General features: G+C 40.0%; 29 protein-coding genes and 2 pseudogenes. 19 read left to right on the forward strand and 12 right to left on the reverse strand.

The features are described 5' to 3' along the window. Positions 1–272: 272 nt before the first annotated feature. Complete coding sequence (locus SWP_RS12120) at positions 273–1,289, reverse strand: LacI family DNA-binding transcriptional regulator (protein WP_020912778.1); 1,017 nt, start codon at positions 1,287–1,289, stop codon at positions 273–275. A gap of 97 nt (positions 1,290–1,386) precedes the next feature. After that, complete coding sequence (locus SWP_RS12125) at positions 1,387–2,088, reverse strand: DUF3334 family protein (protein ID WP_020912779.1); 702 nt, start codon at positions 2,086–2,088, stop codon at positions 1,387–1,389. Positions 2,089–2,421: 333 nt separating this feature from the next. Here SWP_RS12125 and SWP_RS12130 point away from each other — a divergent pair, with 333 nt between their 5' ends. From SWP_RS12130 to SWP_RS24185, 16 genes are all read left to right on the forward strand, one after another. Then, a complete protein-coding gene (locus tag SWP_RS12130; RefSeq protein WP_020912780.1) occupies positions 2,422–4,062 on the forward strand; it encodes a methyl-accepting chemotaxis protein in 1,641 nt (546 codons plus the stop codon). Positions 4,063–4,169: 107 nt separating this feature from the next. Continuing rightward, entirely contained in the window at positions 4,170–4,562 is a 393-nt protein-coding gene (locus tag SWP_RS12135; protein WP_044555886.1) for an ACT domain-containing protein, read from the forward strand. Between the two features lie 49 nt (positions 4,563–4,611). Continuing rightward, entirely contained in the window at positions 4,612–4,869 is a 258-nt protein-coding gene (locus SWP_RS12140) for an HPr family phosphocarrier protein (protein ID WP_020912782.1), read from the forward strand. 11 nt (positions 4,870–4,880) lie between these two features. Next, positions 4,881–6,587, forward strand: coding sequence for a phosphoenolpyruvate--protein phosphotransferase (gene ptsP, locus SWP_RS12145; protein ID WP_020912783.1), 1,707 nt, complete (start codon positions 4,881–4,883; stop codon positions 6,585–6,587). A gap of 56 nt (positions 6,588–6,643) precedes the next feature. Then, positions 6,644–7,153, forward strand: coding sequence for a PTS glucose transporter subunit IIA (crr, locus tag SWP_RS12150; protein WP_020912784.1), 510 nt, complete (start codon positions 6,644–6,646; stop codon positions 7,151–7,153). Positions 7,154–7,368: 215 nt separating this feature from the next. Then, positions 7,369–7,713: an ArsC family reductase gene (locus SWP_RS12155; protein ID WP_020912785.1), complete on the forward strand. Its 345-nt coding sequence runs from the start codon at positions 7,369–7,371 to the stop codon at positions 7,711–7,713. Further along, entirely contained in the window at positions 7,710–8,855 is a 1,146-nt protein-coding gene (gene dapE, locus SWP_RS12160) for a succinyl-diaminopimelate desuccinylase (protein WP_020912786.1), read from the forward strand. The genes SWP_RS12155 and dapE overlap by 4 nt, the downstream gene beginning before the upstream one ends. Beyond that, positions 8,846–9,523, forward strand: coding sequence for a M15 family metallopeptidase (locus SWP_RS12165; protein ID WP_052634176.1), 678 nt, complete (start codon positions 8,846–8,848; stop codon positions 9,521–9,523). Before dapE ends, SWP_RS12165 begins: the two co-directional genes overlap by 10 nt. A 51-nt stretch (positions 9,524–9,574) precedes the next feature. Beyond that, positions 9,575–10,405 (forward strand): alpha/beta fold hydrolase, encoded by an 831-nt coding sequence (locus SWP_RS12170; RefSeq protein WP_020912788.1) that lies wholly within the window; start codon positions 9,575–9,577, stop codon positions 10,403–10,405. Between the two features lie 167 nt (positions 10,406–10,572). Further along, a complete protein-coding gene (gene can, locus SWP_RS12175) occupies positions 10,573–11,184 on the forward strand; it encodes a carbonate dehydratase (protein WP_020912789.1) in 612 nt (203 codons plus the stop codon). 240 nt (positions 11,185–11,424) lie between these two features. Then, positions 11,425–12,609, forward strand: a complete 1,185-nt coding sequence (kdnA, locus tag SWP_RS12180) for an 8-amino-3,8-dideoxy-alpha-D-manno-octulosonate transaminase KdnA (protein WP_020912790.1) — start codon at positions 11,425–11,427, stop codon at positions 12,607–12,609. A gap of 80 nt (positions 12,610–12,689) precedes the next feature. Continuing rightward, positions 12,690–13,760, forward strand: a complete 1,071-nt coding sequence (gene kdnB / locus SWP_RS12185) for a 3-deoxy-alpha-D-manno-octulosonate 8-oxidase KdnB (protein WP_020912791.1) — start codon at positions 12,690–12,692, stop codon at positions 13,758–13,760. A 68-nt stretch (positions 13,761–13,828) separates the two neighbouring features. Continuing rightward, a complete protein-coding gene (gene kdsB, locus SWP_RS12190; protein ID WP_020912792.1) occupies positions 13,829–14,566 on the forward strand; it encodes an 8-amino-3,8-dideoxy-manno-octulosonate cytidylyltransferase KdsB in 738 nt (245 codons plus the stop codon). 14 nt (positions 14,567–14,580) lie between these two features. Further along, on the forward strand, positions 14,581–14,790 hold the full coding sequence (locus SWP_RS12195) for a DUF2897 family protein (protein ID WP_020912793.1): 210 nt from the start codon (positions 14,581–14,583) through the stop codon (positions 14,788–14,790). 163 nt (positions 14,791–14,953) lie between these two features. Then, on the forward strand, positions 14,954–15,358 hold the full coding sequence (locus SWP_RS23200; protein WP_052634178.1) for a transposase domain-containing protein: 405 nt from the start codon (positions 14,954–14,956) through the stop codon (positions 15,356–15,358). Between the two features lie 96 nt (positions 15,359–15,454). Next, the gene (locus SWP_RS24185) at positions 15,455–15,670 is read left to right on the forward strand and encodes a hypothetical protein (protein WP_052634180.1); all 216 of its coding nucleotides are present in this window, start codon (positions 15,455–15,457) and stop codon (positions 15,668–15,670) included. On the opposite strand, the pseudogene SWP_RS23490 reads toward SWP_RS24185, so the two are convergent. The 10 genes and pseudogenes from SWP_RS23490 to SWP_RS12245 form a co-directional block, all read right to left on the reverse strand. Next, positions 15,593–15,969 (reverse strand): annotated as a pseudogene (locus tag SWP_RS23490) (hypothetical protein); the annotation flags it as partial. The gene SWP_RS24185 and the pseudogene SWP_RS23490 overlap by 78 nt on opposite strands. Positions 15,970–16,421: 452 nt before the next feature. Continuing rightward, complete coding sequence (locus SWP_RS12210) at positions 16,422–16,919, reverse strand: hypothetical protein (protein WP_143711194.1); 498 nt, start codon at positions 16,917–16,919, stop codon at positions 16,422–16,424. 57 nt (positions 16,920–16,976) lie between these two features. Next, positions 16,977–17,057, reverse strand: a pseudogene (locus SWP_RS24820) (hypothetical protein); the annotation flags it as partial. 40 nt (positions 17,058–17,097) lie between these two features. Then, positions 17,098–18,366, reverse strand: coding sequence for a hypothetical protein (locus SWP_RS12215; RefSeq protein WP_020912799.1), 1,269 nt, complete (start codon positions 18,364–18,366; stop codon positions 17,098–17,100). 204 nt (positions 18,367–18,570) lie between these two features. Next, the gene (locus SWP_RS12220; RefSeq protein WP_020912800.1) at positions 18,571–19,062 is read right to left on the reverse strand and encodes a hypothetical protein; all 492 of its coding nucleotides are present in this window, start codon (positions 19,060–19,062) and stop codon (positions 18,571–18,573) included. Between the two features lie 142 nt (positions 19,063–19,204). Beyond that, a complete protein-coding gene (locus SWP_RS12225; protein ID WP_020912801.1) occupies positions 19,205–20,158 on the reverse strand; it encodes a tyrosine-type recombinase/integrase in 954 nt (317 codons plus the stop codon). Continuing rightward, on the reverse strand, positions 20,139–20,621 hold the full coding sequence (locus SWP_RS12230) for a DnaG primase-like protein (RefSeq protein WP_020912802.1): 483 nt from the start codon (positions 20,619–20,621) through the stop codon (positions 20,139–20,141). The genes SWP_RS12225 and SWP_RS12230 overlap by 20 nt, the downstream gene beginning before the upstream one ends. Next, positions 20,608–21,372: an ATP-binding protein gene (locus SWP_RS12235; RefSeq protein ID WP_020912803.1), complete on the reverse strand. Its 765-nt coding sequence runs from the start codon at positions 21,370–21,372 to the stop codon at positions 20,608–20,610. Before SWP_RS12235 ends, SWP_RS12230 begins: the two co-directional genes overlap by 14 nt. An 8-nt stretch (positions 21,373–21,380) precedes the next feature. Next, positions 21,381–22,934 (reverse strand): IS21 family transposase, encoded by a 1,554-nt coding sequence (gene istA / locus SWP_RS12240; protein ID WP_020912804.1) that lies wholly within the window; start codon positions 22,932–22,934, stop codon positions 21,381–21,383. Between the two features lie 187 nt (positions 22,935–23,121). After that, positions 23,122–23,376: a hypothetical protein gene (locus SWP_RS12245; protein ID WP_020912805.1), complete on the reverse strand. Its 255-nt coding sequence runs from the start codon at positions 23,374–23,376 to the stop codon at positions 23,122–23,124. 123 nt (positions 23,377–23,499) lie between these two features. Here SWP_RS12245 and SWP_RS12250 point away from each other — a divergent pair, with 123 nt between their 5' ends. The 3 genes from SWP_RS12250 (at position 23,500) to SWP_RS12260 (ending at position 25,641) form a co-directional block, all read left to right on the forward strand. Further along, entirely contained in the window at positions 23,500–24,624 is a 1,125-nt protein-coding gene (locus SWP_RS12250) for a hypothetical protein (protein ID WP_020912806.1), read from the forward strand. A 257-nt stretch (positions 24,625–24,881) separates the two neighbouring features. Continuing rightward, complete coding sequence (locus SWP_RS12255) at positions 24,882–25,226, forward strand: hypothetical protein (protein WP_020912808.1); 345 nt, start codon at positions 24,882–24,884, stop codon at positions 25,224–25,226. 55 nt (positions 25,227–25,281) lie between these two features. Continuing rightward, positions 25,282–25,641 carry a low molecular weight phosphatase family protein gene (locus SWP_RS12260; RefSeq protein ID WP_020912809.1) on the forward strand — a complete coding sequence of 120 codons (360 nt, stop codon included), beginning with the start codon at positions 25,282–25,284 and terminating at the stop codon, positions 25,639–25,641. The last annotated feature ends 22 nt before the right edge of the window (positions 25,642–25,663 follow it).

Consider the following 25,663-nt stretch of genomic DNA (forward strand, 5'->3'; position numbering starts at 1 on the left):
TAAAAACCAATAATAACTTTCTAATTTCGATAAAATTATCACCGAATTCTTATTTAAGTTTGCCGTGCAGTAACTTCACGCTAGAGCACTCCTCTCACGACCTCAGACCCACTTATTGGCCGAGGTCAATTTGGCAGGCTGTCGCTCTGAGCTCAGCACTTGCAACCAGTTGATCTTAAACACCGTCGAGTTATCAATGTAGCATCTTAGATAGCTGCAACAAGTGAACTTTAGTTTAAATAATAGCGATTAGGCATGTAGAACGAGAATGGTTAAGTTGATTGCCTAATAACCACGTTCGTTGGGATCAACTGTGGAGACACCTGCTCACCATTAATTAGCTTTAATACACTATCAACCAAGATCTCTCCTGCAAGTTTGGTGTTCTGTTTGATCGTCGTTAACGGTGGGTTCGCAAAACTGGCTACCGGTATATCATCATAACCAATTACCGCTACGTCAGCGGGAACTTTTAGCCCCCTAGCGTTAAGCGCTCTAATGGCGCCAATTGCGATAAGGTCGCTAGCTGCAAAAATTGCATCGAAGCTCTCACCGCTATTCAATAAAGCATTGGTCGCATCGAATCCCGATGTTTCTGTGCTTATCGCTGCAAACTGCATGGCGGAATTGTCCTTGATCCCAGCTTTTTTCAGTGCCGCTAGATGACCTAAGTAACGGTCACGAAACTCAGGGCTATGACTAGATGAATCGCCAATGAAAGCAATGTTTTTATGCCCTTTAGACAAGAGATGCTCAGTCGCACTCACGCCACCTTGATGGTTATCACAACCAATGGTTAATACCGATTTATGATTATGCTCCGCGCCCCAAATGACAAAGTGAGTATTTTGCTCCAATAATTTTGCTAATTTTCTCTCGTAATCAACAAAATCACCATAGCCGAGTAATATAATCCCATCAGCCTTATTACTGTCCTCATAATCCGCATGCCAATCGCTACTTAACTGTTGAAATGAGACCAGCAGGTCATAGCCTTTTTGCGCGGAAGCTCTAGTGATAGAGCCCAGCATAGATAAAAAGAAAGGATTGATCAGCGAATCATCATTGGTAGGGTCTTCGCAAAGCAGTAACGCAAGCGTCTGACTGTTTTGCATGCGCAAGTTACTGGCGTTTTTATCAACTTTATAATTAAGTTCTTTCGCAATAGCTTGGATGCGTTGACGAGTTTCCAAATTAACCAACGGACTGTCCCTTAAAGCCCTTGAGACTGTTGATTGAGACACTCCCGCTTTATAAGCTATATCAATGGACGTTGCTTTTGTAACCATGATTTATTTCAAACCTTTATTATAGTTTTATTTAGTTTTTATGTAGTTACTTGCTTCGCTCTCATCAATATAGCTATAGAGCAATATTTGAATCAGCTTATATACCTAACTCGTCAAACAGATCGTCTGCGCTACTCATTTGCGTCTCTTTTGCAGCATTAACTGCTGACTGAGGCTTTTTTTCAGCGGTAGCTTGGCCGTGTTCTGCCAACAGATCATCTAAGTCAAAGTCTTCGTCCGCATCAAAGTCTGTTAACTTAATAAACTCCGTTTTATCCATCGCAAACTCAAGATAAAAGATATGATTATTCTGGGTTTTAAAGGAGACTCTTCGCGCCACGGCCTCATCAAGATTGGTATCAACTGATATCGTCAATTCTTTGTTTATGGTGAGCATTTTCGGCTGACTTTGGCTAATCGATGTCTGTAACTCTTTACTTATTTTATTGATAAAATCGCCTAACATCTGATTCATCAGCTCCCCCATCACATTACCGACTTCATCAGAGGTATGTGAAAATGCAAGCTCAGACTCAGGCATTCCCATATTTAACATATATTCTCGGTAAATCTCGATCGCTGCTGGAGCAGAAAAATTAATCACTACTAGGCCTGAAAAGCCACCATCAAAAATAGAAAAACAACCCAAATCAGGTTTTAAGCAAGTACGTGTTATTGACTGCACCATTCCTGCATGTGTGATCTGGCTATTTGTGGTGCTAGAAAGTACATGAGAGACCGATATACAAAGCTTACGTAATATGTCATCAGTGGTTACAGAATCTTGCGTTGTTAGCATAATGAAAACCTTCTTGTTGTAATCGTTTCATATTGCCGCAAACCTGTAACAAATCAAAGTAAAATCATGCCAATAATGTCTTATAGCGAGTAACTCGTTCACTCTTTAGCCAAATTAATATCTAAGAGCTACTCCATTTTTCCTTCTAACTACAAAGGTGGACGCTGTAGGTTCAAAAGGCCACAAACAAACGCAACTAATGCACCAATAAGAAAAAACGCCAAAGAACCGATATAGTTAACATTTTTAAAATAAACATAATCTTATATGTTCTTTTCACCTCAAATAAGCGGTACATTTACACTACTCTTTCTATCCTAGAGCTTAGCAGTTATGACAGCTATTTTAAGACAACTTACCATCCTCCAAAGACTGATTTTAATGCTTATGCTCGCTGCAATTGGCACTGTCGTTTTTGCCAGTTTCTCGATCAATGAACAGTACAACAACCTTGTGACACAAAAGTGGCAACAAAATGATGCTCAACTCAATACAGTCATTAGTATCGTTGAGGCGCATAGGCAGCAAGTGCTCAAAGGTGATATTTCTGAAAACGACGCAAAGAAAGAAACTGCCAACCTCATTAATCAGATAAACTTTGGTAATGACGGTTACTTTATCCTAGCAGGCAAAGACAAAACCATTCTTGCCCATGGCGAAAACCAACAAGCAATAGGCAGATCAATTGCGAGCATTAGCCAAGTAGGAAATGACACCACACTATCAGCCTTAGTCTCTCAAGCTTCAATCGCTGGCTCTTCTCGAGGAGAGATCAATTTTATCAACCCACAAAGCAGACAATCGGAGGCGAAATTAGTTGAAGCTAGATATTACCCAGCCTGGAATTGGACACTCATTACAGGTAGCTATAAAAGTGAAGTCAGCACTGTCATGTATTCGATGGCCATCGATTATTTAGTAATAATGTTGATGATATCCATTCCAATTTTTTCATTCTTTTTAATGCTTAACCTCTCAATTACTGCGCCACTAAAAGATGCAATAGCTGCGATGAAAGATATCGCTCAAGGTGAAGGCGACTTAACCAAAAGATTACCGACAAAAGGTAAAGATGAGGTTGCAGAACTCGCTGAAGCATTTAACCTGTTTGTCATTAAAATTGCTGATACTGTCGCTCAATTACAGCCTTTAGGTAAAAGTCTTGATGATGATGCTAATCGCTTGCTTAATGCTGTTCAGGAATCCAATAACAGTGTTGACCACCTGCATCAAGAAACCAGCAGCGTCGCCACAGCAATCAACGAAATGTTATCAACCACCCATGAAATGGCCAGTAACACCAGCCAGGCTGCTGAAGCAGCGAACAGTGTTAAGCTGCAGGCACAGCTAAGTATGGAAAAAATGGGCAGCACTTTAGACAATACCCAACGCTTAGTTGAGGAACTTAAAACATCGGAGCAGATCACCCATGACCTCGGCAGTTCTTCACAGCAGATTGGCAGTATATTGGATGTCATTAGAGGCATCGCCGACCAAACAAACCTGTTAGCCCTTAACGCAGCGATTGAAGCAGCCCGAGCTGGAGCTCATGGCCGTGGGTTTGCCGTTGTAGCCGATGAGGTGCGTGCTCTTGCTAATCGTACTCAGGACTCTACCGATGAAATCCAAAAGATTATTACTGAAATCCAAACTGGTGTTGGCTCGGTAGTCTCAAGTAATGAACGCACTCAGCAGCAATCTGAACAAGTACAAAGCCAAGCCAAAGGTGTAGGTGATTCTCTAGGAGAGATCTTAGCCTTAATCGCACATATTAGTGACATGAATACCCAGCTAGCCAGTGCAACAGAAGAGCAGTCTTTAGTTACTGAAGAGATCAATCGAAACATTTGCAGTATTACAGAATTAACCGAAGTCTCTGTTAAAGCGAATGAAAGTAATCATCACGCTGCGGTGTCATTACAATCTATTAGTCAGAACTCGGCTAAAACCTTAGGCCAATTTAAGGTAAGCTGAACACCTTATCCACACTCTAAAAGGGGCATTATTTGCCCCTTTTTCATTTCTCAATCTATGTTAAGCTAAATTCAATTTGTAAAACTTATCTAAATGGAATTGAATTTATGGCACGTATGACATTAGCTGTTCATCCGCAGCTTTTTACTATCCATAGCCTAGCTCCCGACACTATCGTGCCAAGCAGCATATTCCAACAAGAGATCTATTTTATAGGTAAGACACGAGAAGAGTTATCGGTTGTCGTAGACTCCACTTTCGAAATAGACAGCTTAGAGCAGGAGCATGGCTGGAGTTGCTTAGAAGTGCTCGGGCCTTTAGGTTTTTCAATGACAGGCATTTTGTCGAGTGTATCTGGTGCTCTTGCTGAACAAAAAATTTCAATCTTCGCAATTTCTACCTTTGATACTGATTATATTTTGGTAAAGAAGGAAACACTTGCCGAGGCCACTAAGGCACTCAAAAAAAAGAACTATCAGATAATTAATCATCAAAGATAGTTACGCAGATGCCTTAGTCACTCGCTTGGCGCTAGATAGAGAATAATATATGTATCAGAAAATAGTCACGATTACCGCCAAACACGGCATACACACTCGCCCAGCAGCACTTTTAGTTAAAAAGGCAAAGTCATTCGATTGCGATATTTTAGTTGAATGTAACGGTAAACAAGCCAGTGCAAAAAGTTTATTTAAACTACAAACCCTAGGACTCTATTATGGTATTGAAGTGAAAGTGATTGCTGACGGTGAACAAGCCGAGCAAGCCGTAGAAGAAGTTTCCGAATTACTGATTACTCTTAGTTAAAAGGTTACGTCATGTCTATTAAAGGTATTGTTGTTTCTTCAGGCGTTGCATTTGGCCAAGCCCTACATTTAAACCTGCACCATGAAAAAATTGACTACCGTAGGCTACCAACAGCTCAAATAGCAGATGAACAACGAAAACTAACCCAAGCTTTTAAGAAACAAAAGTGCCACCTAGAAGAGGGTTTAGCAAAACTTGAAGTTGGTTCTGACCACTATGATCTAATAGAAGCTGACATACTTTTTTTAGATGATGAATCTCTACTGGAACTCGTATTAGCAGAAGTGGAGCAATTACAGATTAATGCAGCAGTTGCTATTGAAAGGGTTTTTGCGCTGCAAGCATCTGAATTAGAACAACTCGACGACCCCTACCTCGCTAACAGAGCCCAAGATGTGTTATGCCTTGCCAGTCGGCTGATTGCGAGACTCAGTGGCGCGCAGCACCTAGATCTCAGCCAGATGACTCAGCCCACGATTATACTGGCACATGATTTAACTCCTGCAGAGTTTGCCATGTTACCGCTAGAGCACATAGCCGGCTTAGTGCTTAATACTGGCGGGCTAACTAGCCATACTGCAATTTTGGCTCGCAGTGCGGGCTTACCTGCACTGTTAAGCTGTCAGTTCACTCGAGCACAGATCCATAACGGCGACGATGTCGTCCTTAATGGCATTGATGGCGAGCTTCATCTTAAGCCCAGCGCTAAAACGTTTAAAAAATTGACTGAGCTTCGTCAACAAGATGAGGCGCATAAGCAACAGTTACTATTGCTTAAAGATCTACCGACGCAAACACTTGATGGTCACAGCGTAGGCCTTCTTGCCAATGTCGGTAGCTTAAATGAAATAAGCCACCTTACCGATGTTGGGGCTGAAGGGATCGGTTTGTTCAGAACAGAGTTTATGTTAATGAACACCACCACCATTCCATCAGAAAAAATTCAGTATCACTTTTACTGTGATGCGCTGCACTTGATGGATGGTAAGCCCTTTACCATACGGACACTCGATGTTGGTGCGGATAAAGAGCTCCCTTGTTTAAATCCCGCTTGTGAAGACAACCCAGCGCTAGGTGTGAGAGGCATACGCTATACCTTCGCCCACCCAGAAATATTGACTACCCAGCTGAAAGCGATTTTGCGGGCAGCAAACCACGGCCCTATTAGATTGATGTTTCCAATGCTTAATCAAGTTGAGGAGCTCGATACGCTTTTTGAGTTAATAGAGCTGTGTAAAGTCAGCTTAAATGAACAAGAAAAAGGTTTTGGTCAGCTTAGCTATGGCATAGTGGTAGAAACCCCAGCTGCGGTTATTAATCTTGAATCAATGTTGCCAAGGCTTGACTTTATTAGCATAGGCACCAATGATTTAACCCAATATGCTATGGCTGCTGATAGAACTAACCCACAGCTAACAAGAGATTACCCCTCACTATCACCCGCTATATTAACCTTGATTCAAATGACAATAGATAGTGCAAAAAAACACAATGTTAAAGTATCACTCTGCGGTGAGCTAGCCAGCGATCCAATCGTAGCGCCGCTTTTAGTTGGTATGGGAATAGACGAACTCAGCGTCAATTTAGCCTCATTACTGGAAGTTAAATCAGCCATAAGAGCCAGTTCACACCAAGCGTGTTTAGCAATGGCACAACACGCTCACAAATTAAAAAGAATTGAGGAATTAAATCTTTATCTAACAGGTCTTAGTTTATAGAGATATAATAAGTGCAGTCTAATTTGAATATAATAATGATTCCAAGGGGCAAATAAATGGGATTTTTAAGCCGCATTAGACGTCTTGTTTCCGGACAAACAGACATCGCGGGAAGTGTAAACGTATACGCACCCGTTTCAGGCAAAATTGTTGCTATCGAGAAAGTACCAGATGCGGTATTTTCCGAGAAAATAGTCGGTGATGGCTTGGCTATTTCACCAACGGGTAAGCATATTGTCGCGCCCATTGACGGAACCATAGGTAAAATTTTTGAGACTAACCATGCGTTCAGTATTGAATCTCCACAAGGCTTAGAGATTTTCGTCCATTTTGGCATCGGTACTGTTGAGCTCAGAGGAAATGGTTTCCAGCGTCTTGCCGAAGAGGGGCAAGAGGTAAAAATGGGTGAACCGATTCTTGAATTTGATATCGAATATTTAAAAGAGCACGCTGATAGCTTATTAACACCTGTGCTTATCGCAAATATGGAAGACATACAAAGTTTGGAGAAAAAACAAGGTAGCTTAGAAGCTGGTAAAGACGTTATTTTTTCCGCAATACTCTAACTCTGCATGTTCTTTATCTGCATAATGAGAGCCTAATCATTTCCATTAGGCTTTTTGTTGCAGCCTTGTAGGCTTTAAGAAAATAAACTTTAAAAGTCACTTGCATTGGCGTGAATAAACCTCAATAACAGCATTAGAACACGAATTCATCTTGAGGCTTGAGAAAAGCAATGCCACAATGCAAAACACTAAAATAATACAATGGAGTACCCCCTTTGACACTTTTCGGCATTAAGAATTGCGATACCGTACGTAAAGCCCGCAAATGGCTTGAACAAAATAATCTTAGCGTTAGTTTTCACGATTTTCGTGAAGACGGACTTTCCGAAGAGTTAGTAAAAGAGTGGTCGGCCATTGTTGGCTGGGAAGCCTTATTTAATAAACGTAGCACTAGCTTTAGAAATCTCACTGATGCAGAAAAAGATGACATCAACGAGAAGAAAGCTATTGCGCTTATGGTGCTATACCCGACTTTAATAAAACGTCCGGTACTCGCAGGCAACGGCAAAGTCAAAGTTGGATTCAAAGAGGCTGAATATAAAGCGTGGTTCGAACTATGAGCCAGTTCAACAATTCGCCTGTACTAGCACTAGCTAAAGACCTTATTTCTCGACCTTCAGTCACACCACTGGATGAGGGTTGTCAAACTTTGATGGCCGATAGACTAAAAGATGCCGGTTTCAATATTGAAGATATGGTGTTTGAAGACACCACCAATATGTGGGCGAGAAAAGGCACACAGAGTCCCGTATTCTGTTTTGCAGGTCATACCGATGTTGTCCCCGTTGGCGATCTCAATCGCTGGCATACACCTCCCTTTGAGCCCGTCGTAATTGATGATTACCTCCATGGTCGTGGCGCTGCTGACATGAAAGGCTCACTCGCAGCGATGGTTGTCGCCACAGAGCGATTCGTAAAGAAGCATCCAGATCATAAAGGCTCTATCGCGTTCCTCATTACCAGTGATGAAGAGGGACCGTTTATTAACGGTACTACACGCGTCATCGATACCTTAGAAGCTCGTAATGAAAAAATTACTTGGTCACTTGTCGGTGAACCATCATCTACTCATAAGCTAGGCGATATTGTCAAAAATGGCCGCCGCGGTAGCTTAACAGGCAATTTAACGGTTAAAGGGATGCAAGGCCATGTTGCCTACCCTCACCTTGCTGATAACCCAATACATAAAGCTTCTCCAGCACTAGATGAACTAGCGCGTATGAAATGGGATAACGGCAATGAGTTCTTTCCACCGACTAGCTTTCAAATAGCCAATATCAACGGTGGTACAGGCGCATCGAACGTCATTCCAGGCACTTTAGAGGTAATGTTTAATTTTAGATATTCCACTGAAGTCACCGCAGAGATCCTAATTGAGCGAGTGCTCAATATCCTTGATGCCCATGGGTTAGATTACGATATCAATTGGATATTCAATGGGCTACCTTTTCTAACTGGTGATGGTCCATTACTTGATGCTACCCGTGATGCGATTAAAAAAGTGACGGGACTAGACACTGATCCGCAAACATCAGGTGGTACCTCCGATGGTCGCTTTATTGCACCGACCGGAGCACATGTTCTTGAATTAGGGCCTGTCAACGCCACAATTCATAAGGTCAATGAGTGTGTAAAAGTATCAGATCTTGAGCAACTTACGCTGTGCTACGAAGCTATTTTGGAAAACTTACTTTGCCAATAGCCTTGCCTCATCTTTACGGACTTAGCAGTGCTCATTTAGTTGAGTACTGCGGCTTTCAACTCGAAACAGAAACCGCGATCGCATTTGATAAAATGCGCATAGCAGCCGCGAAAGACGGTATCGCGATAGAAATATGTTCCGCATTTCGAGACTTTGATCGACAACAGCTTATTTGGAATGCAAAAGCCAGCGGTAAGCGAGTGTTGCTCGATTCAGACTCAAAGCCTGTTGACGTTGATAAAAAGAGCCCTGAGCAAATAATAGCACTAATCTTATTATGGTCAGCACTGCCAGGCACTTCACGTCATCACTGGGGAACTGATATCGATGTTTTCGATAGCAACACTATCTCTAAAGCCAACTTGCAACTAATATCGCAAGAATACGCGTCGAATGGTCCTTGCCATCAACTTTATAGTTGGTTAGTGCAGAACGCTCCACAGTTCGGTTTTTACTTTCCTTTTCAGCATGGGTTGAGCGGCGTGAGTGCAGAGCCTTGGCATTTAAGCTATTACCCCGTAGCTAAAGGCTTTGTGGATAGTTTTGACACTCAAAGCTTACGAAAGATACTGCTGAACTCTTCAGTCTTATATAAAGAATTACTGTCCAATAATCTAGAGAGTTTGGCACAAGAATATGTTTTTCGAGTGGCGCCGACTCCGCTATAAAACAGTATTCACTTAATATCTAATATATTCACAATTGACAGAGAATAATCCGTGAAAAATAAAGACTTCGCCGCCTATAGGCAGCAATATGTTATTGATAACCAGACACTAAGCTTTATTGATATTGGTCAAGGCCCAGCCCTTTTATTTGGCCACAGCTACCTGTGGGATGCGCAAATGTGGGCACCGCAGATTGAATTTTTGAGCCAATACTATCGCTGTATTGTGCCAGATCTATGGGGCCATGGCTTGTCAGCTTCAATGCCTACAAGTAACCGCAGCCTTCGTGATATATCAGCCCAGATGCTTTCATTAATGGATAGTTTAGAAATTGAAGAGTTTTCAGTCATCGGCTTATCCGTTGGGGCAATGTGGGGCGCCGAGTTAGCCCTTGCGGCGCCAACGCGTGTTAAACGTTTAGTGATGCTGAACAGCTTTATCGGTTATGAACCAGAAATCACTCGCGATAAATACTACGCCATGCTCGACATGATCAAGCAAGAACAAGGTGTCTCTGCTTCACTGTGCTCATCTATAGCACCACTGTTTTTTGCTGACCAGCCTAAGGTTGAACTAGTTGAGTTATTTAATGCTCGTTTAGCAAATCTTGATAATGAGCAGGTAGACACTATTTATCGATTAGGCAAAATGATTTTCGGTAGACGCGATACAACTGAAGAAGCAGATAAGCTAACCCTTCCCTGCTTAATCATGGCAGGCGTACAAGATAAAGCCCGTTCGGTGCTAGAAAGCTATCTAATGCACGACATCATTGTAGACAGTAAATTTGTTCATATTCCAGATGCAGGGCATATATCGACTCTTGAACAGCCTGAATTTATTAACGAACAGCTTAGTCAGTTTTTAAAAGCCACAGATTAACCTTATTTGTTATTGAACAACGCTTAATTTTAACAATTAGTTAAGGTTTGTGCTCTATGCTGTTATCTAGCATAACAGCACGACTGAATAGACCAGCAAGCCAAGTCATTAATGCTATGCTGGCAACGCATCAATATTCTCGTTAACAGACTGAAAATAAGACCAGAATGAAATTACTTAAACCGCTTTTTGATAACAACAAACGCTGGGCTGGCCGTATTCTTGAAGAAGACCCTAAATTCTTTGAACAGTTAGCTAAGCAGCAAAACCCTGAATATTTATGGATAGGCTGCTCCGACAGTAGAGTACCATCTAACCAAATTATCGATCTTATGCCTGGCGAAGTCTTTGTTCATCGCAATATCGCTAATATGGTCATTCATACCGATCTAAACTGCCTGTCGGTATTACAATATGCCGTTGAAGTGTTGAAAGTAAAACATATCATGGTCGTTGGCCACTATGGCTGTGGTGGTGTTAAAGCGTCAATGGGAACTGAGCGTTTAGGCCTTATCGACAACTGGCTTGGGCATTTACGTGATATACATCGTCTACACAAACAAGATTTAGATCAGTTAGACGAAGATGCCCGCTTTGACCGACTTTGTGAGCTTAATGTAATGGAGCAAGTCGCCAATGTCAGCAGTACGACCATAGTGCAAGAAGCTTGGCACAACGGCCAAGATGTCGCTATTCATGGCTGGATCTATAGCGTTGAAAACGGGCTTCTTTCTGACTTAGATGTCACTGTTAATAAAGAAAGCGAGCTTGGAAAATAAGCATGCTTGACAGTTAAAGAGGCAATCATTGTCCCGCAATGATTGCCTTTTATTTTATTACTTGCAGCCAATCGACCTCTTTGTAGTAAATCATTCGCACTAAAACAGCTTGTTTAAGGGATATTTGATATATATCGGAAGAAAATCATCAAGAAATCTCGCAGTTACCCCCATATCGCAGTTATAATCCATTAGTTATTTTTAGCGCTTTTATGCGCAGTAAATTCTAAGGAAATTTCCATGCCTGGTTTTGAATTATTTGGTCCTGAAGAGAAGCAGGAAGTTGCAGACGTAATGGATAATGGTTTTACATTCCGTTATAACTTCGATCATATGCGTAATGATCGTTGGAAGACCCGTGAAATGGAAGCGCTACTTTGCGAAAAAATGAACGCAAAGCACGCACATTTAGTATCGAGTGGCACAGCAGCATTGCAAACTGCAATGGCAGCAGCTGGCATTGGTGCTGGCGACGAAGTTATTGTACCGCCTTTCACATTTGTCGCTTCTGTAGAAGCTGTTTTCATGGCAGGTGCGGTCCCTATTTTTGCAGAGATAGATGAAACACTTTGTCTATCTCCAGAAGGCATTGAAGCGGTTATCACCCCTAAGACTAAAGCAATTAATCTTGTGCATATGTGTGGCTCAATGGCCAAAATGGACGAGATTAAAGCCGTATGTGCCAAGCACAATCTAATCATTCTAGAAGATGCTTGCCAAGCCATTGGTGGCAGCTATAAAGGTCAAGCCCTTGGTACCATTGGTGATGTCGGTTGTTACTCTTTTGATTCCGTCAAAACTATTACTTGTGGTGAAGGTGGAGCGGTAATTACCAATAACGAAACTATCTACAATCATGCACACATGTTCTCAGATCATGGCCATGACCACGTCGGTAACGATCGCGGCGCCGAAGATCATCCGATCATGGGCTTGAACTTCCGTATCTCTGAAATGAACTCTGCTATGGGCTTAGCTCAGCTTCGTAAGCTTGATAAAATTATTGATATACAACGTACCAATAAAAAAGTTATCAAAGATGCTATGGCTGCGATCCCTGAAGTGACATTCCGTGAAATCCCAGATCCTGCAGGTGATTCAGCAGGCTTCCTGACTTTCTTTATGCCAACTGAAGCACGTACGATTGAAATCAACAAAAAGCTTGCAGAAAATGGCGTTGACGGTTGTTTTTACTGGTATATCAACAACTGGCACTACCTAAATCAATGGAAGCATATTCAAGAGCTTAAGTCGCCATCAGCTTTGCCGATCACATTAATCGAGGATAGACCTGACTATACTCAAGTATCAGTACCTAAGTCTGATGCCATTATGAGTCGCACTATCTCAATGTTGATTAAACTTTCTTGGACAGAAGAAGAGATTAACCAACGTATTGAAAACATTAAGCGCGCTTTCGCTTAATCGCATTTAATATGCCGCGGCTTCAGTTATAAGAACCCGCGGCACTTTTTACAGTAATAATCTCAACGGAGAATGTTGTAATGAGTTTTAAAAATTTCAAATGTGTACCAAAAATGATTTTTGGACGTGGATCTTTCGCACAATTAGATGCCGTTCTTGCTGAAGAGCGTAACAGCGAAGATGATTTTGTGGTTTTCTTAGTAGACGATGTTCATCAAGAAAAGCCTCTCGGTGCACGTGTACCAGCTAAAGCACACGATTTAGTGGTTTACGTTAATGTTGACGATGAGCCAACAACGAAACAAGTTGATGCGTTAACTGAGCAAGTACAAGCGTTTAGCACTAAGCTTCCAGTAAGCGTGGTTGGTCTTGGTGGTGGTTCTACTCTTGATTTGGCAAAAGCAGTATCTTTGATGCTAACCAATGAAGGTGGCAGTGCCGAGTACCAAGGTTGGGACTTAATCAAGAATCCAGCGGTTCACCACATTGGTATCCCAACGGTATCTGGTACAGGTGCCGAAGCGTCACGTACTGCAGTACTATGTGGTCCAGTTCGTAAGCTGGGTCTTAACTCAGATTACACAGTATTTGATCAGATCATTATGGACTCTGAACTCATCGCTGGCGTTCCGACTGACCAATGGTTCTATACAGGTATGGATTGCTACATCCACTGTGTTGAATCATTAGAGGGTACTTACCTTAATGAATTTGCTAAAGCCTTCGCTGAAAAGTCGATGGATCTTTGTCGTGAAGTCTTTATTGATAACCATGAAGAGAAAGATGACAAGTTAATGATGGCATCTTACATGGGCGGAATGAGCATTGCTTATAGCCAAGTAGGCGCATGTCACGCTGTTTCTTATGGCTTAGGTTACGTTCTCGGTTACCATCACGGTATTGGTAATTGCCTAGCATTTGACGTACTTGAAGAGTTCTATCCAGAAGGCGTGGCAGAGTTCCGTAAGATGATGGAAACCCATAACATCGTACTTCCGAAGAACATCTGTCGTGATCTGCCAGATGAAACTATCGCTAAGATGGTTGCCGTCACTAAGAGCATGGGTCCATTATGGGACAATGTTTACGGTGAAGGTTGGGAAGAGAAAGTCACCGACGAAATGCTAACTAAGTTATTCCGTCGTATCTAAACTCGCTTTTAGATACTAAATGGGCTTCTATAAAGGAAGCCCATTAATTTTATTATTAGGTAAATTGAATGAATGTAACCTTGTTAATCCCTGCTCGATACGGCTCAAGCCGTTTTCCAGGTAAGCCACTCGCTCCAATCAATGGCAAACCAATGATCCAGCATGTTTACGAGCGTGCATCGTTAGCAAAAGGGTTGACTGATATCTACGTCGCAACCGATGACGATCGCATCAAAGATGCTGTTGAAGGGTTTGGCGGAAAAGTTGTCATGACAAGTGCAGAGGCAGCATCAGGTACCGACCGTATCGAAGATGCGATTACCCAGCTGGGACTAGCGGAAGATGACTTAGTGGTCAATCTGCAGGGCGATCAGCCGCTTATCGATCCGATTTCGATAGAACAAATTATTAGTCTTTTTGAGCGTCATCCCGGTGAGTTCGGAATGGCAACACTCGGTTTTCAAATCACCGAAGAGGAAGAGCTCAACGACCCTAAACACGTAAAACTCGTGTTCGATAATGAGTTTAACGCGCTGTATTTCTCACGAGCACGTATTCCTTTTGGGCGTGATACTGATGATTACCCAGTATATAAACATTTGGGTGTTTATGCTTATACCCGCAAGTTTGTACAAACATTTGCTAAACTACCTTTAGGGCGTTTAGAAGATCTTGAAAAACTTGAGCAATTACGTGCACTAGAACACGGTCATAAAATTAAAGTCGCCATCAGCGCCTTTGACTCTCCCGAAGTTGATACACCAGAAGACATTCGCATCTGTGAAGCGCGTTTAGCTGTAGATTAATTAAGGATAAGTTTATGTCTGATCTTGAAGTTGGTTTACTGATATTGTTAGTTATTGGCGTAATCGCCAGCAACTTAGCCGTACTAAAGTACAGTGCAAAGTATAAAATGCCACAATTTGGTAAAGATCAGAAAAAACATAGTCGCTCAAAAGCTCCTGAGTCTGTAGCTAAAGGTAAAGCAGACGGTTCAGATAAGCATGATGAAAGTAGCAAAGAACAGTGACAGCTCGCATCAACTTTCCTCTAAACCTTATGGGGATGACATTACTATACAAAAGTTGCTCTAAGCGCCTAATGCCGATCAGGTAAAACCAATATGATTGGTTAACCGATCTTTAAAAGCCTTCAAAATCCAGTACAGACTCTTGTTTGTACTGGATTTTTTAATGGAACTTTCTGAAGCTTTAACGCGTATTTCTATCAATCGACCTACTGAGTTCGCCAATCTTGGGGAGCTTCTTTGTCCAGAGCTTATTCAAAAACTGTTCACAATCCAATGGTGTAGCCACGCTTCACATACAAAAATTACCTATGGAGTCAATGATTTTGGCTGTTATCGGCATGGCTTAATTTCCGGGGAGTCCGTTAGGCAACTGATTTATAAACTGGATATTATCCTCCTAAATGAAGTCGGTTATGTTGCTCGAAGCACTGTCACTCAAACAAGAAAGAAATTAACCAGTGACGTTGTAGAAGATATCTTTCGACAGACTCCACAGAGGTGGAACATGCTGGCTGAGCATCCACAATGGTGCGGCCTTAATCTTTATGGCGTAGACGGTGTCGTCTGAAGCCCCCCTGATACACTTGAAAACGATAGTGCTTTTTCTCGCACGAGTAACCAATCGAGTAATGCTTCCTATCCCCAAGCTCGCATGGTGTGTCTAATGGAACTCAGTAGTCATCTGTTAGTAGACTCATCTTTTGGGAGTGTGGCTGAAAATGAAATGGCATTAGCCGCTAATCTCATCAACAATACGCCGGATAACAACATTGTTATTAGCCAACCATACACTCTTCAATCACTCACCTTTAACAAATTTTTGCGTCAGCGCTGTGCCATTGAACAGTTTATGCCATTGCTCGACAACCTTTCTATCTGACCAGTTATTCACGGTATCTAAATCAATATAAAGTACAAGGTGCAAATGATTACTCCCTCTCTTTGGTAAAGAATGCGTATGCCGCAACGTCGATGGCAAATGCTTCGGTTAACTTGAGTAGTTGCTCCTCAACCCAGCCTCTGCGGTGGTCGTAGTTTTTACCTGTGTATTTGTCATCACCACACACTCTTTGTTTCGACAGCATGCAGGCCGAACAACGCGGCTGCAACAGTGATAATAGGGACTTCTTATCAAATAAAGAGCTCAATACTAATGAAAGTTCGTCTGGGGCGTGGCATGCAACCTCCTTGTTCAATGCTCAAAGCAAGCATAGTAGGAGGTCGCGATTGATGCCATTAACGATGGGTGGCACTATTTGCTTTGCTTGGATGGCACCGTTAATTCCGTTAACTTGCTATGACATTAAATCTCATCAATTTTTGATGCGTAAATATAAATTGTAACAAGAAAGCCCAACCCAAAAACTATTCTCGCTATAGTAGTGTACTCGGGATAAAAAAAACAAAAAATGAATATTATTAGAGAGAAGATGACAGCCCAGAGCACGTACCATACATACCTTGAACGTGAGCCATATACTCGAACTTCAATAGGCATACAAAATGAAATGCCAAATACACCAAAACACACCATCAAGCCTGCTATCATCCCAATCTCAAAAAGTGCGAAGTATGCAAGTATTGGCAAGACTGCAGGCACTAAATTGGCGACTATATTCAAATTGGCTTTTCTATCTATCATCTATCACTACCCCTGCCTCAATTAATACTTGGTAACTACTTACACCAACTGCAATAGTCGGGTGAATCTTTGCCAAAAATGGGTTTGCCCCTGTGAGCACCATAGAAGCAAAGTTATCCTGATTCGGCGTTATTGAAGCATTTAAAGATGCGGAACCAAAAGCTAGAGCATGCAGTCTGGCTGAAGTTAAGTAAAGCCCGCCAATTCCAGTTGTTATAGATATGGCAGTCAGAGCAACCTTGCCGTCATCAACCGCTTTATTATTGAGAGCATTAAAATATTTTTCATTTCCTTCGTAAGGAATGTTAGCACCACTAGCAACACATTCAGCTGTACCACAACGGTACATCTTAACATTATATAACTTTCCACTGACTTCTCTAGTAATTACTCTACTGCTGGTACCGGAACAATTGGGATTTTTGTTACATTCGTCGCGTTTCTCCTGTTTTCGTTTTTCCATAAGTTCATCAAACTCTTTTGTCATTCCTGTAGGGTCAGTATATTTATATGGGTTATTACCAACGTATGAATATCGATTAAAAGTATCTACAGCACCTGTAAACCCAACAGGATCATTCGAATAGAACCGCCCGATAAGTGGATCATAGTATCGTGCCTGCATATAAATTAGTACGAACTACGATCCTTCCTAACTATTATTCTTAGTTAGCCATAAGCTTTTTATAAATAAACAAATCATCTTCTATTTTGAAAATGGCTAAGATTAAAATCTTTAAGTAAAGTAAATACGAATTTTCATGCAAATGAATTTCAGTCGGGTTAGCTTGTGTACCATGTAAATAGCTATTTCTTAGATCGTGTCCGTTTGTAAACTCACTTTTGTTTAGATAGTAATTGAAGTAATTTTGCTCAGGTACTGAAAAAAGTGAATTTCCAAAATACACAATGCCGTCATTACTCATATTAATAACTTCGTCTTGAATATCGGCAGGATAATGGTGTAACGAAGCGACTTCATTTTCAAAGACATCTCTTAATATTAAAATTCGATTCCAATTAGTGACTTTAATGTTATTATTTTCATCGGCAGATATATAATTCTTATCTATTAAATAATTTAGATTCTCATGCTGATATTCTTCATAATTCCCAAACTTTATTTCCTCTTCTTTTACCAATAAATCAACAAAATTCCTGTATTTTTTATCTTTGAAAGGGTCAACATAAGTTAGCATAGTCTGATCCGAAAATAGCAGATGGGTTAGAAAATTAACTTCTTGAACATCCTTGTTAATATATATGTACTTATTGCTATTTAAGCTTGAAATATCTTTGATTGCTGTAGGCCCAGATGACATTTGTAGAAGTTCAAAATCAATCTGTTTATTTTCTACAAATAATTTGTATTGCTTTAATATCGATTCAAACTCAGGTGCGATTATTCTTATTTTCTCTAAAGCAGAGGCATTTGCAGTTGGGACGGTTAAATTTGCATTACTTGGTAAGTCATATAATTCTGGCAAAATATTATTGAAAACTGCCTTTAAAATATCTTCTAATGAATGTCCAAGCCCTTTTGGTATATTAGAATACGTGAATATTTGCCCCATAGACGCCATTTCTAATTGTGTGAACGCTACACCATAAACATATTCAGTTTTTGACCTAACTCCTAAAGTTCTTTCAAAAATTCCGAGCTGATTTTCTTTGCTGGTTAGGCCTACAATATTCTGTTCGTCCATATACTCAAAAAGTGTTTTGAAGTTTCTATACAGAATATGTGGGTGATTATTTTCTTTAATGTAATCTAAGCTAAATTCATAATGGACTGTACCCTGCTCAATCCAAGCATGTTTAGTTTTAGAAGCATTTTCTGGATAACTGATAGCTACCCCATATTCAAATGATGAACTAGAACCACTATCGAAAAAGTCTTCAATAGACTGTTGATATTGCCTCTTAGCTGCCAATTTTGTTTTATCTGAGATGCGGAAACCACCATGTTTTTTAGCATTTTGTATTATCGGTAGATAGTTAGTGTTGCAATGCTCTGAGTCGATATAAGATGAAATAATATTTTCTTTATCTTGAATAGTTAAACAACTAGGTAGATACAGTTGAGTTTCATTAAAACTATTTTCGACTTCATATATAGACAGAAGGATCTCTGCACTTTACTGATAACTTTTTAAAAATTCACAAAGAACAAGCTTATACTTATTAACCAATTTTTTTTGACTCAACAAGTACCTAATTTGATGCGGATATTTATTTAAAACTTCTTCTATTTGAGATGGTGATATTCTTTTAAACTGTTGATAATTATTTATTAATACCCAGAAGCTCTCACAATAACCGTAAAATATATTTTCAAAATGCGATAGGAAGCTACTATCATCAATATTAGTTATAAACTTACCAACTACAGTTTTGAAACTATTAACTTTTTCTTTATAAGCCACAATGTCTGTTTCAGACCAGTTTTTAAGATATATCTCTTTTTCAAAAAACAGCGATATATTGTACAATTCAAGTATATCGTTTATGTCTTTGATATCTTCCGATAACTCGCTATTCAATAGCGGCTCTGCTTTTGATAAATAATGACCACTCGACATATCATGTATTGAGTGGAATACAACTCTATCTCTATCAGGCTTACTCATAACTAAAATATACCACGTAACTTCGTATCAAAATTGTTTTACTAAGCTATAGACTTTATACCTGTTTTACAAACGATGATTAGCATATCTCACTTTATAAGGTGTGATATGGCTTCAGTATTAAATGGTGACTTTTATGGACTTAAAACAACCCACTACCACCTTCCGCAGATGGATGAGTTGCTTCATAAACTTCAGACAGTTTTTTACGGCTAACGTGGGTATATAGCTGAGTGGTAAGAATACTAGCATGGCCGAGCATTTCTTGGATATGACGTAAGTCAGCACCATTGTCTAACATGGTGGTTGCGGTATTATGACGGAATAAGTGGCAAGCGCCTGTGCGGTCAAATCCTGCTAATTTGACATATTGTGAAGCCATATCTGATAATTTACCTGGTACATAGCGTTTGCCGTTATTCGCTAAAAACAATGCTTTTCCTGAGCTGATAAAGGCAAACCTTGGGCGTATTTTACCGGTATAAAACGCAAGCCATTCACACCCACGCTGACTTATGGGAACTAGTCGTTCTTTCTTGCCTTTACCATGTACACACACCATTTTGCCGGTAAAGTCGATATCATCAACATTGAGCTTAACTAACTCGCCACGGCGAATACCGGTGGCAAAGAATATTTCGAGTGTAGCTCTGTCTCTCAGCCCTTTAATGCCAAACAATAACGGCTGCTCTAAGATAACTTCTATTTCTTCAACGCTGTATAATGCTTTCGGTATCTGATGCCCTTTGCTTGGTAATTCTATATCAGATAGCGTGTTTTTCGATAACAATCCCTTTCTGTGCATATACTTCACAAAAGTTTTTACATACGTCAGTAAATTACGCTTTTGAGCAGGCCCTAACGGTTCGTTATCTAGCTTTTTACGATAGCTATTGAGGTAAGCAGCATAGTCATCCATTAAATCTAAATTAATGTGGTCAATCGTACTGATGTTGCGCTCTTGGCACCAAATAATGAACTTCTTAAGGCCTCCTCGTTTATTGCGAACGGTATCTGAGCTTTGCCCTTTGGCAAGACAAAGCTCTAGATAATACTCTACACAAGGCCAAAAGTGCTTAGTGGTAGGTTTGTCCATGAATTAATTCCTTCGCAAAAGTCATTCCTGAATCAACAAATGCTTTCGGCTCTGGTTTATGCCAGTAAACAATCGCTTTGTCGCCACCTCGAATGCGACCAATTCGGTAGCCCGTTGCTGAAACAATATGGCCATCTTTAATAGTTGGAAAGACAATACAACCACGGAATAACTCATGACCGCTTGAGCGAACTAAGCCACTTCGTTGTAAGCTGCCACGAATAGCAGCACCTTCAGGCGTGCGACACTTAGGAATGCACTTCCCCAAGGTTCGGTCACAAAAACCAACATCATCAATATGCTGAGTATGCTCTTCAAATAAGCAATTCATGTGAACAAATTGCTGGGCAATATCACTGCATGCAAACTGACGCTGATAATGCTCAAACGCTTGCTGTATATATAAATCATCAAGGTTAATCTGACCTAAAACACTTAGATAGCTTTCGTTACTTGTTAGCATTTTTTCCTCCTTGCTGAGCATTAATTTTGCGAAATGAATCACTGCCTTGCTCGAAAGTGTATTTGAATTTCGTATGACCGATACGGTCAAAGATAGAATCTCCAATGTATTGTTCACCAACGGCCTTATGCCAATCGCCTACATCAAATTGAGAGGTGATAACCCAAGACCCATTACCTTCTCGCTCTTCTACCAAATTAAATAACAGTAAACGCTCTTCATCTGTTAATGGCGTTAAGCCCCAATCATCGACTATCAGTACAGCCATTCGGTTAAGCTTTTTAATATATTTATCTGTATCACCATTAAGCTCTGCCTCAACCAGTGATTTAATGAGGTGACTATACTTTAAAAATTTAACTTTAAACCCTTTATTAATAGCGCCATTACCGACCGCAGAAGCCGCAGTGGTTTTACCTAAGCCGGAAGCACCAATGAGCAATATATTTTGTATATTAACTACCCATTCACATGAGCCTAACACTTGGATATCGTCAAGAGAGAATGGTGACGCATCATTTATAGGTAAGTTTTCTAACATAGCTTGCGGCCATTTTAAGGCAGCGTTTTTTCTAGCTAGGCGTTGCGAATTTTCAAATCGTGACGCTAATTGAATATCAAGTAGCTCTTCAAGTGCTTTATCTAAAAGCTCTCGTTCTATATCGTGATTTTCAGCGATTTGCTCATAACCACTCATAGCGGCGGATAATTTCAATTGCTGAAACTTCTCGGTTAATTGCGGACTGATCATGTGACCTCCTAATGCGAATTGTAATAATCAGCACCACGAAGGTGCTTATTAGAAAAAGGAATTTGAACCAATGTATTAACGTCACTTAAATCTATTTCGTAAGCTTTGCTTGAGATAACATCTCTTAATCGTGTTGGTGACATTTGGTTATATTGAGTAGCAAACTCACAGGCTTTTTCAAATTCTTCATTGGATAAGTTAGAAGACTCAGCAAGTTTGATAATCTTGCGGCAACGATCATTCGCTAAGCGTGACTTTTTATGAGCACAATCAAACTGAGCAGCGATAACTTTCTTAGTGTATTGCCCATAAACTTCAGCCCATTGCCAATAATACTCAATATCTTTATCTTCAAAAAACTGATGATTTGGTGGCATATGCTCAAATACTCGTGTCATTTCGCCTACTGAATAGCTGCGTTTATGTGTGGCTATCAATTTTCCTTGATAGAAAATCTCGACATTTTTAGACTTTACATGAATAGTAACGGGCTTATTTGCATACGAAAACGGCACAGAATAATAATGCTCTTTTACTAAAACACAGTAATCTGTCGGCACATTCATTTCGTATACGCTTTCTATTAATTCAAAGGGTTTATCTGGTAAGGTTTTCAACATCGGCTTATCAATTTTATCGAATAACGCCTGTCGAGAGGTGCTAAGCTTTTGAAACTTTTCCCTGTTTAACTTTTGGCACTCTACAAGAAGGAGTTGGTTCATCGCTTCGATGCTTTCAAAATGCATATCTAGCATATTCGATAAAATACGATTAGTGACAAAACCAACAGCGTTTTCAGCTATTGCTTTATCTTTAGGTTTTCTTGGTCGCCCAGGTAAGATATTTGTGCTGTACCATTTACCAAAAGTTTCATAATTCTTATTGAGCACCTTCTCAGGATTTGAAGAGGTGACAAGAGCTTTAGGATTATCGGGAATAACTATTTCAGGCACACCACCATAAAACTCAAACATGGCGACCTGTGCTTCAATCCAGTCTTTAGTGGTTTGTCTGGGTGTAGCGTATATAAAGATGTATGAAGAGACACCTAAAGTACTAACAAAAATACTTGCCTTTAATGGGTCGATTACATTTTCTGGCTCATAAGGAATTTGAGTTCCGGCATAATCAACATACATTACTTCACCTGCATTATGCATAAGCTTCATGGATAGCTTTATCAGCCCCTCGTGCTCTCGAACAAACTTGTAGAACTGAGTCAGTTTATACGCTGCGCCTTCAGGGCAAGTTGGAAGGTACACTTGGTAGTAAGCATTTCTCTTCGTTTGCTTTGGCTTACTTATAAACTCAATAACAGCGTCCATATTAGGTTTAATTTTTTGAACGTTTCTAAATGGCCAGTTAGGGAAAAAAAGTACATTAATCTCCACCTCATCCATTGTTTCCATTGATTGCCACGAGATACTATTTTCTTCCAATACTTTCTTTGTTTTCATCACGGTAACGTGGGAACAATTTGCAGTACGTGCTACCGCTCTCAGTGATAATTTAGTTGTTTGTAATAGTCTGGCTATCAAACATCGTGTTTTTTTCGACAACATAGTCATTCCTCATGATTAATTTTCATAAGACGCAGCTAGCCGCAGACTTCATTTGATGAAACCTTGACAAAACGACTATTGAAGACAATGCTTATAGTTGTCGTGTATGACCAATCGACAAAGCAATTTAAGCCTCAAAGTTACCAGCTTTGAGGCTTTGTCTTTTCTACGCCAACCTTTTAATACGTCATTTATCCTCCCTTGCTTGCTCTGCTAACCATCGAGCAATGTCTTTAACTAATGCATGCGTTCCTCTACGGTTACGTACAATAAATGTGGGGATAGGTAGTGTTTTTCTTACCACTGCCTGCCTCAACGCATATATCGAGCTGTAACCAAGTGCTTTTTGTAATTCAGCACCTTTTAAAACTGGGCTGCCATACATTTTTAGCAAGTCCTGCTCTAACTTTTTCGCTAATTCATCAACTTCATCTTCACTCATGCCACCCCCTTACAAGACCAACTACGACAAGTTGACTAATAAACAATCTAATTAAGACTAGACTTAATGTAGTTATACGTCAGTGCCATTTTTTTAAGATTAGTGTCATCCCTTGGAGGGCTTATGCCTTTTAGAAAAATTCAGAGCCAGTGCAGCAAAGGGAAAAGCTTTAATCAGTTTCAGCAATATCGTTCGCTGCCAAAGCGATTACGCAAAATAGCGGCAGTATTCTGGGTCAGTTTTTTATGTGAGGAAAAAAAGGCTGGTAGCCATTATCAATTAGCTAAATCTATTATTGGTGACGACTCTATCGATAAAACACATTCAGAGTTTCGTGCAATTTATCGGTTTTTAAAGCGTAAATCGAAAGGAGAAATATGCTCTAGATATCACCCACTTGAGCATATTGAAGGGTATGAGCAAGAATGCACTCGCTTGCTTTATCACCCTATATGGCCTTTATTGGCATCAAACCAAAAGCGATATTTGGAATTAACTGATATCGTTGCTCAGCTTCCTCCTCAGATTACATCATGTATATCTAAAGATAATGGTTTGTCTTTAGGTGCAGGTTGGAAGTCAATTTGTAACCAAACAAACCTAGATGCTCTATGTGGTTTGTTTGCTTTGGCTGTATGGGTAAACCATGAATGTGATGATATTAACACTCAAAAAAAACTAACCGTCCTCTCTCAATTGAACGAAAGCATTTTCAAGATGATTTTCCGACTTTTTACGCTCTTTATATCAGAGGCTGATTTCGAGCCTTTTGCTTTTAAGTATTTAAATTATTTATGCCAACTTATAGGGAAATCTTGTAGTGAATTTCTCATGCATGAACCGAGTAATATTAAGCTCAAGATCTCAGCATTAGAGCTATATTGCAGCTTTGAAAACAAGGAGGCGGAACTAATGATCCCATCAGGTTTTTTAGCCAAACCTAACTCATATATTTTATTCTCTGGCTCTGGGCCGACAAACATTAATTACCTTGCCTTATATCGTTTATACCAGGCACTTACATCACTTGCTTCTTCGCCTAAATATAAGCAATTACTGCCAGGCGTAAACAACAGTTCAAATGCAGCTTATTTTTTACCTCTGATTCAGCATTCATCTCTACATCTTTATTTGTACTTCTTAAGAGGAAAAGCTTTTTGCCTGGCTCACAATATCCCTATTGAGCAATATGAATATGCTCAGGTTGAATTCAACAAATCTTGCGAAACTTACCGAAACACGATTTAAAACCTACCTGTTAATTTCATAGAGTTTTAATGGTCACTACTAAACGGGATCCTGGTTATTAGTAAATGAAACTAAGGTACAGTTTTAACGGAATATGCAGATGCAAATTACGCTCCTAAACAACCATTGCTCCGCAAATAAACCACCAAAAACCCGAATAAAAATGACCACAAGAACGCTTGGTAATAACCACTTTTGGCTCTTCAAATTAATCTAATATTGGGTAACAAGGCACGAACCTATTTGAAGGAGCAATAATGAAAAATCCACTTTGTTCAAAAGCAGTTAATATCGATGGAAAATTGATGATTGAAATACCTGAATCAGTTATTGAAAAGTTGGCTATTTCACCAGATGATTTTATTGAATTTGGCAACGCCAAAACTATCACTATTTGGAAGAGTAAAAATATCGATGTGCCCACCGATGTTTTCGAGGTATTAATCGATATATTTAAAACTGAAGATTATGTGTTTCAGTGGCTCAATAAAAAGCAAAGCTATCTATTAGGTAAAGCACCGATCACACTATTTAATACATCAGCAGGTAAAGAACAAGTTCTAGGGCTGATAGAACGATTAAAACGAGGTGATTTTTCTTGAATGTTATGTTGTTTATTTATTAGATGATGAGAACCTCAAAATTTAAGGGGCAAATATGAATATCCTTTTTCTTTGTACGGCAAACAAACAGCGTAGCAAAACAGCAGAAGAGCTAGTCGGTGCTGCTGATAAAAGTAATCAATACAAATCTGCGGGTTTAAGCGCCAAGTATGTAGCAAAAGCTGGCTCAACACTTTGTACGAATGAGCAACTTGAATGGGCTGACAAAATTTATGTTTTTGAAACGACTCATATTGAGCGCATTCAAGAACATACTGGTAATAAATTTTTAGCTAAAATCACAAACCTGCAAATCGAAGATAAATACCAGTATTTTCAGCGAGAGCTTGTTTTGTTGATATTAGAGCGCTGCGATCTAGCCTTGTCTTTTGGCTTCAAAAGCAGCCAAAAATAAACCCCATAATGAAATGAGCACG

It is taken from the genome of Shewanella piezotolerans WP3, from assembly GCF_000014885.1.
In the GTDB taxonomy this organism is placed as follows: domain Bacteria; phylum Pseudomonadota; class Gammaproteobacteria; order Enterobacterales; family Shewanellaceae; genus Shewanella; species Shewanella piezotolerans.